The 14,991-nt window shown below is 36.3% G+C and carries 14 protein-coding genes; 10 read left to right on the forward strand and 4 right to left on the reverse strand.

What is annotated here, in order from left to right:
- Positions 1-9: 9 nt before the first annotated feature.
- Positions 10-1,269, reverse strand: a complete 1,260-nt coding sequence (locus R2800_09570) for a site-specific integrase (protein ID MEZ5017287.1) — start codon at positions 1,267-1,269, stop codon at positions 10-12.
- A 355-nt stretch (positions 1,270-1,624) separates the two neighbouring features.
- On the opposite strand from R2800_09570, the gene R2800_09575 reads away from it, so the two are divergent.
- The 4 genes from R2800_09575 to R2800_09590 all read left to right on the forward strand — a co-directional run bounded on the left by R2800_09575 (position 1,625) and on the right by R2800_09590 (position 4,890).
- Positions 1,625-1,876: a hypothetical protein gene (locus tag R2800_09575; GenBank protein MEZ5017288.1), complete on the forward strand. Its 252-nt coding sequence runs from the start codon at positions 1,625-1,627 to the stop codon at positions 1,874-1,876.
- 8 nt (positions 1,877-1,884) lie between these two features.
- Positions 1,885-2,682, forward strand: a complete 798-nt coding sequence (locus R2800_09580) for a hypothetical protein (GenBank protein MEZ5017289.1) — start codon at positions 1,885-1,887, stop codon at positions 2,680-2,682.
- A gap of 28 nt (positions 2,683-2,710) precedes the next feature.
- Complete coding sequence (locus R2800_09585) at positions 2,711-3,220, forward strand: hypothetical protein (protein ID MEZ5017290.1); 510 nt, start codon at positions 2,711-2,713, stop codon at positions 3,218-3,220.
- 77 nt (positions 3,221-3,297) lie between these two features.
- Entirely contained in the window at positions 3,298-4,890 is a 1,593-nt protein-coding gene (locus tag R2800_09590) for a hypothetical protein (protein MEZ5017291.1), read from the forward strand.
- A gap of 116 nt (positions 4,891-5,006) precedes the next feature.
- Here R2800_09590 and R2800_09595 read toward each other — a convergent pair whose 3' ends face one another.
- The gene (locus tag R2800_09595) at positions 5,007-5,537 is read right to left on the reverse strand and encodes an NAD(P)H-dependent oxidoreductase (GenBank protein MEZ5017292.1); all 531 of its coding nucleotides are present in this window, start codon (positions 5,535-5,537) and stop codon (positions 5,007-5,009) included.
- 158 nt (positions 5,538-5,695) lie between these two features.
- Here R2800_09595 and R2800_09600 point away from each other — a divergent pair, with 158 nt between their 5' ends.
- The 6 genes from R2800_09600 to R2800_09625 all read left to right on the forward strand — a co-directional run bounded on the left by R2800_09600 (position 5,696) and on the right by R2800_09625 (position 13,468).
- Positions 5,696-6,346: an RNA polymerase sigma-70 factor gene (locus R2800_09600; GenBank protein ID MEZ5017293.1), complete on the forward strand. Its 651-nt coding sequence runs from the start codon at positions 5,696-5,698 to the stop codon at positions 6,344-6,346.
- A complete protein-coding gene (locus tag R2800_09605) occupies positions 6,343-7,317 on the forward strand; it encodes a FecR family protein (protein ID MEZ5017294.1) in 975 nt (324 codons plus the stop codon). The genes R2800_09600 and R2800_09605 overlap by 4 nt, the downstream gene beginning before the upstream one ends.
- 15 nt (positions 7,318-7,332) lie before the next feature.
- Positions 7,333-9,108, forward strand: a complete 1,776-nt coding sequence (locus tag R2800_09610; protein MEZ5017295.1) for an STN and carboxypeptidase regulatory-like domain-containing protein — start codon at positions 7,333-7,335, stop codon at positions 9,106-9,108.
- 48 nt (positions 9,109-9,156) lie between these two features.
- Positions 9,157-10,326, forward strand: coding sequence for a hypothetical protein (locus R2800_09615; GenBank protein ID MEZ5017296.1), 1,170 nt, complete (start codon positions 9,157-9,159; stop codon positions 10,324-10,326).
- A gap of 64 nt (positions 10,327-10,390) precedes the next feature.
- A complete protein-coding gene (locus tag R2800_09620) occupies positions 10,391-12,775 on the forward strand; it encodes a TonB-dependent receptor (GenBank protein MEZ5017297.1) in 2,385 nt (794 codons plus the stop codon).
- Between the two features lie 27 nt (positions 12,776-12,802).
- Positions 12,803-13,468 carry a head GIN domain-containing protein gene (locus R2800_09625; GenBank protein ID MEZ5017298.1) on the forward strand — a complete coding sequence of 222 codons (666 nt, stop codon included), beginning with the start codon at positions 12,803-12,805 and terminating at the stop codon, positions 13,466-13,468.
- Between the two features lie 61 nt (positions 13,469-13,529).
- Here R2800_09625 and R2800_09630 read toward each other — a convergent pair whose 3' ends face one another.
- Together R2800_09630 and R2800_09635 are read right to left on the reverse strand one after the other, a co-directional pair.
- The gene (locus tag R2800_09630; protein ID MEZ5017299.1) at positions 13,530-14,462 is read right to left on the reverse strand and encodes a stomatin-like protein; all 933 of its coding nucleotides are present in this window, start codon (positions 14,460-14,462) and stop codon (positions 13,530-13,532) included.
- A 17-nt stretch (positions 14,463-14,479) separates the two neighbouring features.
- Complete coding sequence (locus R2800_09635) at positions 14,480-14,929, reverse strand: NfeD family protein (protein ID MEZ5017300.1); 450 nt, start codon at positions 14,927-14,929, stop codon at positions 14,480-14,482.
- Between the last annotated feature and the right edge of the window lie 62 nt (positions 14,930-14,991).

Raw genomic sequence — 14,991 nt, forward strand, 5'->3', positions numbered from 1 at the left:
GATTTTACTTTACGGTTCAGGGTCGATATGATTTTTGACCTTTCCTAGTACAGCGTCCAATGCGTCATCAGCTTCTTTGTGAATAAAATTGGATTGATAGCCAATAGTAGTGGCAACATTTGAATGCCTGTAGAGCTTTTGAAGCATCTGTATCGGTATTGCATCACCCGCTAACGCCCCAAATGAATGTCTGGCCATGTGCATTGTGAGTTTTTCTTCTATGTTAGCTGCCGGACCCACATATTTTCTAAGCACCTTATCTAATGCACTCGTCTTAAATGCAATAGTTCTTTGCGCTTTGAATTCGTCATTAAAGTCCACGCCCTTTAATTCAGGAAAGACTAAGTCGTCACTATTAACTCTGAATTGCTCATAGTGTTTTAATATCTCTACAGCTTTATCAGGAATTTTGAGTGAACCGACTTTGTTGTTTTTCCCCATTGAATAGACAAGCCTATAATTCACAAAATCTGACCATCGCAGTCTAAAAACATCAGAAACCCTCATTCCAGCAAAATAGAAAGAGAACAACCATAGTTTACGGGCGTGTTCATGACGCGGGTCTTCTAATCTAAGCTCTTCCAGCCTGGCAATCGCACTTTCAGATGGCCCTGTTTTGGTAGAGTCAGGAAACTTAATCTTTATTCCTCCATCGCCACCAAAAGGGCTTTGCTCTTTAGTAATTACTCCGTTTCTGCGAGCATGTGCAAATACACTACGAATGACAGCCATGTGATTGACTATAGTTCTTTCACTAAGCTTCTTTTTGTTGATTTTACCTGTAGTGCAGCTTCTTAGATAAGCATCAAATTTTTTGAGTAGTCCAGGTGTAATGTCGGAGAATGAAATGTCGTTCTTTAGATATTTTTTAAATCGATTAATTCTCGCTTTATCAGCAGTGTATTGATTATATTTTCCTGCGGATTTTAAAGTATCCAAATAGTCCTGAGATTGTGCAATAAATGAAACTCCTGTCTGGGGTTTAATTTTATTCTTTAACGCCTTCGCAGAAACCGTATCTTTTTGCGTTTCTTGCTCTAATACCTTGGCCATAGCTTCGGCATGCTTGGTAAGCAGAAAAGCGTTTAAACGTGCGGAGTTTGGATGAGACTTTTTGACCTGCTTTTTGGTATCATCCCAATCTGATTGCTTAACATGATGCCCAAGATGTATAATAGATTTTTTACGATCTTTAATAATCTGAAGTACGAGGGCGTGTGTATCATCTTTATTCGCCCTCTTGCGAAGAATAATTTTCACGGATGCCATGATGACCTGATAGGTTTAAGGTTAGGGTTTCTTGGTTCAACAAAGTTAAAAACTTTGGTCGAACAATGGTCGAACAATTACCCTATTTATAAAAACCCATGTGGTTTAATTTGGAAAATTAAAGCTGGTTATCAACGGTTTACGTACATATAAAACCATATTAAACCAGTAATTTCTGGACTGAAAATCCTTGTGTCGGGGGTTCAATTCCCTCCCACACCACCACTACACAAAGGCTTTCAAGAGATTATCTTGGAAGCCTTTTTCTTTTGGTACAACAAAAACAGGGTGTTTTTCACGTGTTTTCTTTTTACATAACAATGTACTTTTATATGAGAAAAATAATAATCAACTCATGGAAAAAGTAAGCTGTTCAAATAAAGAATGTAAACTAGACGTTGTTTTCCAAAAAGAAATCCCCTCAACAAATGTTTTACCAGGTATTGAGTATGACATACCTCAAGTACCTAGCAGAGCTATTTCTGCAAGTATTGCTGAAGAAAGGGATGAGACGAAATCTGAAGTGGAATATAGGCATTATATCGTCGTTTATTGCGATAACGGACATGCCAACTATATAGGCTACAATTTACCCTCTACTAAATAGTAACTGTTATGGCAATATCTAAACAACCTTTAGGGCTTAATAACGCTCCTTTTAACTACAATTCATATTGGTTGAGCTATGGCAGGGATTTGCTAGATAATTCAATCCCTACCCTTCAGAAAAAATTTACAGGCTATATCAAGTACTTGAATACACTTTCCGTTGCCTCCTTTTTAGGTAGTATAGGCTTAACTGTTACATTACAAACAACAAAAATTGATACATTTATCTTCTTAGGTATAGCCATAGCTACTTTACAGCTTTCCAAACTGTATTTCTCATTAGGGCTACTGGATAATAGTGCAACCGAAATAAGGGATATCAGAGATCCCGTTTTGGTACACAAAGCACACAATGCATTTGTTGCACATTTACAGAATAAGCTGAAAGGGGCATCAATAGCCGTAACACTAGCAACTATTATATTCATAATTTTTGTTTTTCTTGGCATTAACTCTGAAACCCAAAGACCTACAAATAACCTTATCCCAAAAACACAATTTTGTTATTTCTCAATAACAGAAAGTGTTGCTCAGTTTAAAGCGTCTTTACCGGATAGCACCACAGATATTAGGTTTGAATTAAGGGGAGTAAGTACCCATAAAAAAAGTACAGGTAAAAGGGCAACTATACTCTTAACGGTTTTACCAACACAAGATAGCATTATAAGAGGCAATTATTCTTTGAAGTATTTATACATAAAACCTGACACCGCAATACTATACTACAAAGAGAACAGGCAAATCAAATCGTACATACACATTAATAACCCTTCAAAAGTCACCCTCAATACAAAAGGAAAATAGCTATCAAAAACAACTAAAATTTTACTCTATGGCACGACAAAAAATGACAATAAATAGGATTAATAGATCAAAACGAATAAAAAGTATCAAAGAAGATATGATCTCAATTCTAGTAAATGAAAACTCATTAACTACATCTCAAATAAAAGAAAGATTGTCCAGTAGTGTTACTAGAACTAGCACATTAACAATTTATGAAGTCGCTAATGTAGATCCAATATTTAAGATTGAAAATGGTAGAGTTTCGACTAGTGTTACTGACTTTGCAGATGTCAACTTTGCAATAGCAGGTGGCAACCAGCCAAGCGTGAATTTTGATGGCGCTGTTATGCAAGGAAATAATGCTAGCGGTGCGTATATATACTATGAAAACAATAAGAATATTTTGAAAGGATACGTTAATGACAGCTTACTAATACAATGGACATTAACAATTAATAGCATTTATACGTATAAAAGTGGTAACAAAGCTCCTACTCCAGATACAAAACAACAATCTGGATCTGGATATAAAAACTTTATTGTAGAAATCAACTAAATAAACTGTCAATTATGTATAATCTGTTGAAATGCTTTATTATAAGTATCACTTGGATATTGTTGTCGTGCATACAATTGAATGCACAAACAATTTCGCAGGATGTAGATGGATATAGTCCCATAATTATTCCTACATCATCTATTGCACTAGATATACCAAATGGAGTTGCAAATTTTTCTTTTTATAATAGATACGATATTAATAAGCAATCAAAACAAAACTCAAAATTTGGCAATAATATTACTGTAGGTGGAGAAGTAACAGGCAAAGTTAAGGACGGACTAGGCACACTTTTTAGTGGTGGAGATGCTACATCAACTGGAGCAATTACATTAATGGGAGGCTTCCACTGGAATTCTATTCATAAAAAGAATGGGGCTTCCTTTAATAAAAAACTCAATGAAGCTAAGAGGAGGATGGATGACGAAATATCTCTAAGACAAAAGATTAACACTCTGCTATCTAAGTTACATGATGTTAACATCATTGACGATGACTATAAAATAATATTAAGCCCATACTACAAAGACGGCACTGCTAAAAATGAAGATGTAATCGATGCTAGTATTTTAAAAAAAACATTTCTTGCTTATGATAAACTGAGTGATTATCATAAGCAAATAGAAAATACTAAAAATACAATCAAAAACAGAGTTGATACGCTTAAAAAATTTTACGGGCTACTTATAACATTATCAAGATCATCTCTAGAAAACTATGCTGATAATGCAGATTCAGTAATAGCCGCATATAAGAATTTAGACAAATATCATAAAATTACTATTCAAATAGAAAATATTAACTCTCAAGATAGTTTGTCAAAAGTTCTAAATAAAACATTAGAAGTTCTTAAAAAAGAATCTCTGCTTGAAAAGAAGTTAAAAAACGTAGACTCAAAAAAATATGCTGAGACTTATTTAGATATACGGAATACATATCTCCTTCTAAGAAATCACCTTATTTTTTGCAATAAAAACAAACCTAATAAGTATAATCATGCGAGACTTTTAAATAAAAAACAGTATGCTAAAAATGGGCTTGTATACATTAGAGCATCTGGTAATGGGACTACTTTTAAATACGATTATGGTCAAGATAGTCTTACAATAAAAAGTCGTTTTCAAAATAGGAACTTTTTAGGCTATAGAGTGGAATTAGGTTACACTTTACAAATTAAAAATTACAACTTTTTGGGGGCTAGTATAGCAACTAATTATACAAATAACTTATCAGGATTAAGTAGCTCTACATATAACCTAAAAACACTGGATACTACTATATCTACAGGCAACTTTACAAGTTCACAAGATATTACTGCTATATCTGGTTCATACGATACTTTTTATAGGTATGACTTTAATTTTGATTATGCTTATTTGATAAAACTAAAACCCAATAAAAGTACAAGTCACTTATATCTAAACATTAATCCATACTTGCGTCATTATATTTATGATGTCAATACGTCTAATCTAAATAACAATACTATTTTAGGTCTAGGCCTTCATATGTATAATGCTACAGACAATAAGATCATGGGAGGTGTTTTCGTTCAAACAAATGATGTGTTTGGTAACATGGCAGACGAAAAAAGCACTTTCGGTAAACGAATAAGCATAGGTATTATTGCTAAGTTTGGTTTTAAAGGATTTGAACCAAAGGAATAATGTTTAATCTATTTGGACTATTATTACTTAAAAATTAAAATCCTTGTGTCGGGGGTTCAATTCCCTCCCACACCACAAAAGACCTCAAGCTAAGCTTGAGTTTTTTTTTATTACGCCTATAATGCCTCTTCGAAAATACGTAACTGTTCCTCAAAAGACATTTTGAGCGCTTCATCAACTATGCCTTCGGAAAAGTTTTGAGTAAAAGAAGGCAAAGAGAAACTTGCAATAGTATTCTTGTTCATAAAACTGAACTTATTGACCGCTATATCTAAGACTGTTCTTCCTCCTCTTGCGCCTGGAGATGTTGCTAATAAAAGCATAGTTTTTTGCCCCCAAACATCTTTATCGATTCTTGATATCCAATCAAATATATTTTTGAATGCAGTAGAGTAGGCTCCATTATGCTCTGCAAATGAGATGATTATGCCATCTGCTGCTAGTACCTTTGCTTTGAAATCGTGAGCTAACTGTGGTATACCTCCTTCATTCTCTTTATCTATACTATAAATAGGCATCTCATAATCATTCAGATCTACCAGATCCACCTTAGCATTACGTACAAGATTTGCTGCATATTGGGCAAACCTCTTATTAATAGACTTTCTACTACTACTCGCCCCCATTGCCAAAATTTGTTTAACCATAGTTTATATATGCGTTTATACCAATCAGACAAATATACCCTTTACCTAACAAGTCTATTTCTTTACCCTTTTAGGCGATTAATTTTGCCCTTCTATCAGATAAGTACCAGCACCAATAAATATTTTTTGGGTCTTAATAGGGGTAATTGAAGGTTGAGATGTCATCTATAAAAGGACAACCATTGGAAGAAGCACTTATCTTTGATACAAGATACGCTACACGCAGAATGGAACAGGACATAAGTTACAGTATACCAACCACTTCTGACAGCACAGTGATCTTTGAACAAATCTTTAAGGATAACTTCAAAGACCTGCACGGCTACGCATGCTCTATCCTTAAGGACAGCGATGATGCAGAAGAGATCGTTCAGAATGTATTTTTTAAACTTTGGGAAAAAAGAGAAAAAATACCTACGCTTAACTCTGTGCCAGCATATTTGTACAGATCTGTTCATAATGAGTGCCTCAACTCCATAAAACATAACAAAGTAAAGGCCGATTATCAGAGCCACAGCTTACATGTGGCTAGTAATGATACAAACACGAGCGACAACACGACAACAAAAGAACTGGAACATAGAATACATGATGCTATAAACAGCCTGCCCGAACAGTGTAGAACCATTTTTCAGCTTAGCCGTTTCGAAGAATTAAAATATAGAGAGATTGCTGACAAGCTTGGGTTATCTGTTAAGACCGTGGAAAACCAGATGGGCAAGGCCCTTAAAGTAATGAGAACAAAGTTGGCAGATTTTTTACCATCCCTGATCTTGGTATTGCTTAACCTCTTAAATGAAATAACGTGAACAAGAACAACAAACATATAAACGAAGAGTTGATGGTGAGGTACTTACTTGGGGAAACTACCAATGAAGAAAACTTACTTATAAACGCACGGCTGGAAACAGATACCGAATACAAAAAACAATTTGAAGATTATAGATCCATATGGGACAAGAGCAAAAACATTTCGGCAACCAGTAATATAAATGTAGATGCTGCTTGGGAAAAGTTCGTAGAGAAAACCCAACAAACAGCAGTTAAAGAAACTAAAACCATTTCTTTCCCTGCTCAACGCAAAAGCATATTAAAAATAGCTGCAGCAGTATTAATGTTAGTTTTTTGTGGCATCATTGGATATACTATCTATCAACAGCCTATTACTATTGCCTCAAATGATAATGTTTTAACAGAAACATTGCCTGACGGCACTATAGTTACATTAAATAGAAACGCAAGCATTACTTATCCAAGAAATTTTGAAGGAGATACTAGAGATGTAACACTTGAAGGAGAAGCATTCTTTGATGTAGCCCCTAATAAGGCTAAACCATTTATGATAACAGCCGACGAAACAACTGTTAAGGTGGTAGGAACTTCCTTTAATGTGAAATGCTCTGATGCCATTACAGAGATCGTAGTAGAAACAGGAATTGTTTCCGTTACTAAAAAACAAAATGAAGTAGTACTTACTCCAAACGAGGTAGCATTTGTTCATAAAAACAAGGCGAAGCCTGTTAAACAAAACAACACTGACCAGCTTTACAATTACTATCGCACCAAAGAGTTTATTTGCGACGGAACACCACTATGGAGACTAGTAGATGTACTTAATGAAGCTTATGACACAGAAATTATTATTGCCAATAACGATCTTAAGAACTTACCTTTGAACACTACCTTCCATAACAAATCGCTAGACTATGTATTAGATGTTATAAGCGAGACCTTTAATATACATGTCATAGACAATGATGGTAGAAAAGTATTAAAATAAGGTATAAACATATCGATGAAACACCTTTTAGAATCATTAAGATTCATCATTCTGACTAGCATCTTTATTTGTACTGCAACAATAGTTTGCAGCGCACAAAAACACTTGTCTAAAAAAGTAACGGTAAACGTAAGCAGGCAGCCTATCAGTGTTTTATTTGCAGAAATATGTAAGCAAGGAAAGTTCGAATTTTCCTACAATAGCAACCTGATAAATGGCGATAGCATAGTAACCATATCAGCTATTAATAAACCGGTGCAAAGTATACTTAACCAAGTTTTTGCTGGGAAATATCATTATAAAGAAAGAGGCAATCATATAATAATACAAAAAGACCCTAATGGTCATTTTTGGTACTTAAGTGGCTATATAGTAGATGCTAAAACAGGGGAACGTATACGAGATGTGAGTGTATATGAAAAAAATCAACTAGTGGCATCTCTTACTGACGAGGATGGTTATTTTCAACTAAAACTAAAAGACAAAAACCCAACTGCACAAATAGGCGTAAGCAAATCTTGGTATGTAGACACAGCTATTGTTTTACAACCGGGGTACAACCAGGAAATAACACTAAGCATTAAACCTGAAAGCTTCCTGCTGGACTCCGTAGTAGTAAACAGTGTTGAAGAAACATGGTGGGCCAACTTCCTTTTGTCTTCTAAGCAAAAAATGCAAGGGCTTAATCTTGGAAAATTCTTTGTAGACAAACCCTACCAAGCATCTATAATACCAGGTGTAAGTACTCATGGAAAAATGAGTGCACAAACAATCAATAAGGTATCCTTCAATCTTTTAGGCGGCTATACAACAGGGGTTGAAGGTGTTGAGATCGGGGGACTATTCAACATCAATAAAAGGAATGTCAATTATGCACAAATAGCTGGGCTATTTAATATTGTAGGTGGGCAAGTAAAAGGTGCTCATGTAGCAGGGCTATACAACTTTGTACTTGATACTACTATTGGGGTACAAGTAAGTGGCATAAGCTCTATGACTCAAAAAAGCGTGATTGGTATTCAAGCTAGTGGACTGTATAGCCATGTCCGAGAAAAGATGATTGGTATACAAGCATCGGGGTTAGTAAGTCTTGCGGCTAAAGGAGTTATAGGCCTTCAAGCCAGCGGACTGGGCAATATTGCAGGTAAAGAAGTAGACGGTAGCCAAATAAGTGGATTCTTCAACATTAGCACAAAAGAAATAAATGGAGGGCAAGTAACAGGATTTGTTAATGTAGCTAAAAGAGTAGATGGTGCGCAAGTAGGCTTTATTAATATAGCAGACACCTCATCAGGTGTAAGTATAGGCTTCTTGAATATACAGCTCAAAGGGTATCATAAATTGGCAATTTACTACAATGAGGCTTTCGACTTTAATGCTTCTATTAAAACAGGCAGTAAGCGCTTCTATAACATCTTTACAGCATCTGCCAACCCTAGTACTAAGGATAGGGCTTTTGCATTTGGCTATGGTATAGGTATGGATATACCTATAGGCAAAACATTCTCTATAGCATGTGAAGGCGTTGGTAAATATTTGTATTTAGGAAATTGGGACAATAGCAATTTCTTAATGAAAATAAACACCCATCTAAATGTTAAGGTATGGAAGTACTTAACACTTTTTGCAGGACCAACCTATAACATATATTATTCTAACCAAGCCACTCAAATTATCACAACTGATTTCACATACAAATATCAAGTACCTAGAGACGGCTATGGTGTTACTACTATTGATGATGAGTCTTCTGCCTGGATAGGCATCAATGCAGGAATAATGATTTTCTAATAGGGGTATTCTTTACCTCAGGTGTCAATATAGCAAAGAGTAAAAGCTATGACACATAAAATAATCAAAACAATACTAGTTACCTGTTGTGCAATCACTTCTTGCTTTGCACAATATGATGAGAGCAGAGATGCGCACATTGGCCTAATATATCCTTTAAGCACTAATGGGATAAGAGCCATTGACTATTCTAACAAGATGTCTTTACATGCTATTGCTGGAGTTTCCGGGAATGAAGAAAACCTATGCCTTTCCGGCCTTGCGAGTTTTGTGATGCAAGACGCTAATGGATTGATAGCATCAGGATTTACAAATGCTGTACTTGGCAATAGTAAAGGCGCTCAATTAGCGGGGTTTGTCAACTTCACAAGAGGTAACATTACAGGGTTTCAAGGAGCAGGATTTACTAACATCACCTTACAACATGTTCATGGTGTACAGGCTGCTGAGTTTCTCAACATCTCTGGTTCTGTAAATGGTCTACAGGGAGCAGGGTTTGGGAATATCACAACACAAAATGTTAACGGTGCACAGCTTGGAGGATTCATGAATATTTCTAAGACGGTAACTGGTTTTCAAGGAGCTGGTTTTATGAATATATCTACAGATGTAAAAGGTGTTCAAATAGCAGGGTTCATGAATAAGTCTAAAGACGTTAACTCTCAAGCCGCTGGCTTTTTAAATATTGCCAAAGAGGTAAAAGGTGTACAGCTATCAGGATTTATGAATATAGCTGATAGTAGCGACTACCCTATTGGGTTAGTCAACATCATTAGAAAAGGAGACAAGGCAATTGGTGTTACTGTTGACCAAAACCTTACCAGTATTATCGGTTTCAGATCGGGAGGAAAAGTACTATATGGCATAGTGGGTGTGGGTAGTAATTTAAAAAACTATGACGACCCCCTATTGGCTATTGAGATGGGTTTAGGAGCTCACCTGAATATCACTAAACACTTCAGAATAAATACAGAAGCCGTGTTCTCTACAGTTTCAGACCTTTATGATGGTGCCGATGTTTCTACCTCTGTAAGACTATTACCTGCTTTACGCTTTGGTGCAATAGAAATATTTGGTGGCCCCACATTCAATTACTTTGCTGTAACAAACAACTATAATAATAGCGTTATTGACAGCTATGCTTGGGGCAAGCATGAATATGGTGATTTTTATGGTGCACAGTTTGGTGCTATAGGTGGTATTCAATTTCATTTCTAAAATAAATAACAACACATAGGGGTATTTCCCTAGTCGCTTGTCTTATTCAAAACCGCACAACCAAATGTTTCAATTCCGCTTTACCATTATACTATTATTGGCTATTGCCTTTCGCATAAACCTAAATGCACAAGACCATAAAACACAACCAACTCAAAACGTAAGGGGTGTTGTAAAAGATGCCGAATCAAAAGAGCCCTTAATAGGAGTTATTGTAGTCTCTTTGAGCAATTCAAAACTTAATGCTCTTACTGATGAGAATGGATATTTCATCATACAAAATGTACCTGTGGGAAGGCAGTCATTTAAGTTCACTTATATGGGCTACGAAACCAGAACAGTACCTGAAGTTTTGGTTACATCTGGAAAAGCATTAGAACTAAACATTGACCTAACCGAAAGTCTACACACATTAAAAGAAGTAACCGTAAAAGCTTCAAATGGTAGAGGTAAGGCGTTAAATGAGTTCGCTACTATCAGTGCACGCTCTTTCTCTGTAGAAGAAACCAAGCGCTATGCCGGCACACTTGCAGACCCTGCAAGAATGGCAATGAACTTTATGGGTGTTTCAAATAGTGGTGATATGGACAATGGTATAGTAGTAAGAGGCAACTCTCCTAAAAGTGTGCTGTGGAGGCTAGAGGGGATTGAAATACCTAACCCAAACCATTTTAGTTCTCAAGGAACAACAGGTGGAGCTATAAGCATGCTGAACCCAAGTATGCTGGGAGCATCTGATTTTTATACTGGAGCTTTCCCTGCGGAAATGGGTAATGCACTATCTGGTGTTTTTGACATCAATTATCGTAACGGAAATAAAAATAAAAGAGAACATACTTTCCAAATAGGTGCATTAGGAACTGAGATAGCTAGTGAAGGGCCTTTTAAAAAGGGGGGAAGAGCCACTTACCTATTCAATTACCGATACTCTACTCTTGCATTACTAAAAGGGTTCTTTGATTTTGGCGGTGTACTTCCTGAATATCAAGACGCATCTTTTAAAATACATTTACCCACTAACCGTTTAGGCACTTTCTCCTTATTTGGATTAGCAGGATATAACTCTGCTAACAAAGATGCAAAGGCAGATAGTAGTAAATGGGATGATGAAGATCCTAATTTCAACCTTCGTTCTGATAATAAAATGGCTGTGGTTGGGGTCAGCAACACATACTTTGTCAATAAAAACTCTTATATAAAAACAGTATTGTCTACCTCTTACGAAAAATCTCAAGAAAGTGTAGACACTCTAAATCCCGCAGAAAGCTATAAAGTAGTACACACTAGCGATGAATATTATCAAAACAATGCTTACAGACTATCGGTATTATACAATAGTAAACTGAACAGTAAAAACACCATCCGTATTGGGCTAAGAGCAGATCAATTGGAGTATGACCTAAACAATAGATATTTTGATGAGGACGATGCTATTTGGAAATCATTTATTAATAGCAAGGGCGGCACTCAATACTACCAAGCTTACGCGCAATGGAAAAGAAGAATAACAAAAGAGTTAACGGTTGTTGGAGGCGTACATGGCTCTTATTACGCACTGAATGGCAAAAGTAGCCTAGAGCCAAGAGCATCTATAACCTACGAAAAAAGAGCTACGACATACTCTCTTGCCGCAGGGATGCACAGCAAGCCTGAACATGTTTCTGTATACCGCTTTCAAAACATGAAGCAAAAGCAAGCAGGCATATTTCCAAATAAAAACCTGGACCTACAAAGGGCAATGCATATAGTTGCAGGTTATCAAACAGCTCTACCGTTAGGGATACGTTTTAAAACCGAGGTCTACTACCAGTACCTATATAATATACCTGTGGCCAAGGATAGCACAAGCGAATTCTCAACGCTAAATGCTTTAGACATCTACTCCCTTGCAAGCAATGAACAATTAGTAAGCGAAGGAACAGGCAGAAACTATGGTATAGACTTTAGCTTTGAAAGACCATTTGCCAACAACTACTACTTTACCCTTACCAGTTCTTTATACAACTCTACTTATACAACATATGCTGGCACCAGATACAATACAATGTTTAACAGAGGTTACCAACTTAATATATTAGGTGGTAAGGAATTTAAAATGGGAAGAAACAACAAAAATGTATTGGGAGTAAATGCTAAAGTATTGTACAGTGGTGGCATGAGAGAGTCTAAAATTGACCTGGCTAAATCTATTGCTGAGAAAGAAACAAACTATGTACCGGGTGAATATTACACACAACAAACACCTGCATACTTAAGATTTGATGCAACGATCTATTACAAAATGAACAGAAAAAGATCCACACATAGCATACAGTTGGATGTTCAAAATATCACAAACAGACAAAATCACTATTTCTCCTATTTTGATAGTAACTCAGGAAGTATAAAAACAGTTTATCAACTAGGCATATTCCCTAACATAGCCTATAGGATAGACTTTCAATGGTAAAACAATAACGATAAAACAATAATTAAAATGAAAAAAGTAGCCGTATTATTAGCTCTAGCAATTAGCACAATTAGCTTTACCTCATGCCGAAAACATGTACTAAGAGGAGGCGGGAGTATTGTAACTGAAACAAGAAGCCTTGCAGATTTTGATGAGATTATCTCCAATGGCAGTATCGATGTTGAAGTTTTGCCTTCTAACAGAGATGAAGTTAGAATTACAGGATACCAAAACCTTGTATCAGCATTTAAAACAGATGTATCTAACAAACGACTCTATTTAGAGTATGACGATCAATACATCAACATAAAACAAGACAACATAAAACTAACCGTATACACAACAGACATGACTGTCTTTACACTTAACGGATCGGGAGATGTTGCGATACCACAGGGTGCTAATACTACTTATATGGAATTGAAAGTAACGGGGTCGGGCAATATAAGGATGAATGGAGGAGACTCATTACAAACACTAAAAATAAGAGTAAATGGTTCTGGCAATGTGTACACAAGAGATACCGATGCTAAAAATGTGGAGGCAACAGTAACAGGTTCTGGCGACATTACACTTACAGCCCACGAAAGTCTTGATGCAAGAATTTCAGGCTCAGGGAATATTAACTATTGGGGTAACCCTTCTATTGTAACAGTAAACATAACTGGTTCGGGGAAGGTTAGAAAATACTAGTCAGGGGTGTGTATTTTATATACAACAACCAAGAAGGGTGCTTTCTAGCACCCTTAATTTTTTATACTTGATTTCCCGTATTTGCTTTCTTGATCACCTGAGTAGCTGTTGCAATAATGCTTGATATATCTGCCATGTTCGAAGGTATGATCATCGTATTATTCTCCTTAGCAAGGTTACCAAACTCACCAATATACTGCTCAGCTATTCGAAGATTAACCGCATCTTGACCACCTGGAGCATTTATGGCCAGAGCTATTTCTCTAATACCTTTCGCCGTAGCTGTTGCAACTGCTTCAATTTCAGCAGCACTACCCTCAGCTTCATTGATACGTCTCATTTTCTCACCTTCAGAACGTGCTATCAATTCTTGCTTTTCACCTTCAGCTCTATTGATACGTGCCTGCATATCACCTTCAGAGTTGGCTATGTTGGCTCTCTTCTCACGTTCCGCTCTCATCTGCTTTTCCATAGCATCTTTAATACTTTGTGGTGGTGTAATATTTTTCACCTCATAACGTGTCACTTTCACACCCCATGGGTCAGAGGCTCTATCCACTGCATCCACAATTATACTATTCATTGCCTCTCGCTCTTCAAAAGTTTTATCTAATTCCATTTTACCAATAATACTACGCATAGTAGTCTGTGCTAGTTGCGTAGCAGCAAAACGGTAATTATCAATACCATAAGACGCCTTTTGTGCATCCATTATTTGTAAATAAAGCACACCATCTACTTCTACCGATATGTTATCCTTCGTAATACACACTTGTGCTGCCACATCCATTACCTGCTCTTTGAGAATGTGCTTGTAAGATATCTTATCTACAAAAGGTATGATGATATGGAAGCCTGCCAATAAAGTAGCCCGATACTTACCAAAACGCTCTACAATATAGGCTGAACGTTGAGGAACGATCTTAATAGTTGAAATAAAAATAACGATTGATAAGATGGCTAGGCCAACAAAAATGATAGTGCTTGCGTTCATGTTTTAATAATTGTTTTTTATAGAATTGGTTCAACAAAAAGCTGTATGCTTTTATAACCTGTAATACGTAATCTATCGCCCTCTTTAACAGGCTTAGTGGCTATTGCTTCCCAGTTAGCCCCTTTAAATGATACTCTCCCCACTTCTCCTGCAGCAAAGCTTGCTACAGCTGTAGCTACCTGCCCTATGTATTCGTCCTCAAGTCCACCGCTAACAGGAGATGTCTTGTCCATATAGCGTTTCTTGATAGCTCTTCTTAATAATGCTAAACTGGCAATGGAGCTTATTAGAAAGATGAATAACTGCACGTTGATACTGACATCAAAGACCCAACATACAATAGCTGTAACCCATGCCCCTATTCCAAAAAACACTAAGACAAAACCAGGCACTACAAACTCTAACAGGATCAGCGCGAACCCTATCAAAAACCATATCGTATGCGATTGTAAAAAGAAATCTTTCAAACTATGATGAATTATGATCTTTTTAAAAATACTAAAAAAGCACCATATCGAAATTTATTTTG

It is taken from the genome of Flavipsychrobacter sp., from assembly GCA_041392855.1.
In the GTDB taxonomy this organism is placed as follows: domain Bacteria; phylum Bacteroidota; class Bacteroidia; order Chitinophagales; family Chitinophagaceae; genus UBA5543.

Bases quoted from the DNA above. Each gene is read 5' to 3' on its own strand.
- R2800_09580 (MEZ5017289.1), top strand. From the start codon at position 1,885: ATGGCAATATCTAAACAACCTTTAGGGCTTAATAACGCTCCTTTTAAC.
- R2800_09610 (MEZ5017295.1), top strand. From the start codon at position 7,333: ATGAAACACCTTTTAGAATCATTAAGATTCATCATTCTGACTAGCATC.
- R2800_09630 (MEZ5017299.1), bottom strand. From the start codon at position 14,462: ATGAACGCAAGCACTATCATTTTTGTTGGCCTAGCCATCTTATCAATC.
- R2800_09615 (MEZ5017296.1), top strand. From the start codon at position 9,157: ATGACACATAAAATAATCAAAACAATACTAGTTACCTGTTGTGCAATC.
- R2800_09575 (MEZ5017288.1), top strand. From the start codon at position 1,625: ATGGAAAAAGTAAGCTGTTCAAATAAAGAATGTAAACTAGACGTTGTT.
- R2800_09625 (MEZ5017298.1), top strand. From the start codon at position 12,803: ATGAAAAAAGTAGCCGTATTATTAGCTCTAGCAATTAGCACAATTAGC.
- R2800_09620 (MEZ5017297.1), top strand. From the start codon at position 10,391: ATGTTTCAATTCCGCTTTACCATTATACTATTATTGGCTATTGCCTTT.
- R2800_09600 (MEZ5017293.1), top strand. From the start codon at position 5,696: ATGTCATCTATAAAAGGACAACCATTGGAAGAAGCACTTATCTTTGAT.
- R2800_09585 (MEZ5017290.1), top strand. From the start codon at position 2,711: ATGGCACGACAAAAAATGACAATAAATAGGATTAATAGATCAAAACGA.
- R2800_09595 (MEZ5017292.1), bottom strand. From the start codon at position 5,537: ATGGTTAAACAAATTTTGGCAATGGGGGCGAGTAGTAGTAGAAAGTCT.
- R2800_09570 (MEZ5017287.1), bottom strand. From the start codon at position 1,269: ATGGCATCCGTGAAAATTATTCTTCGCAAGAGGGCGAATAAAGATGAT.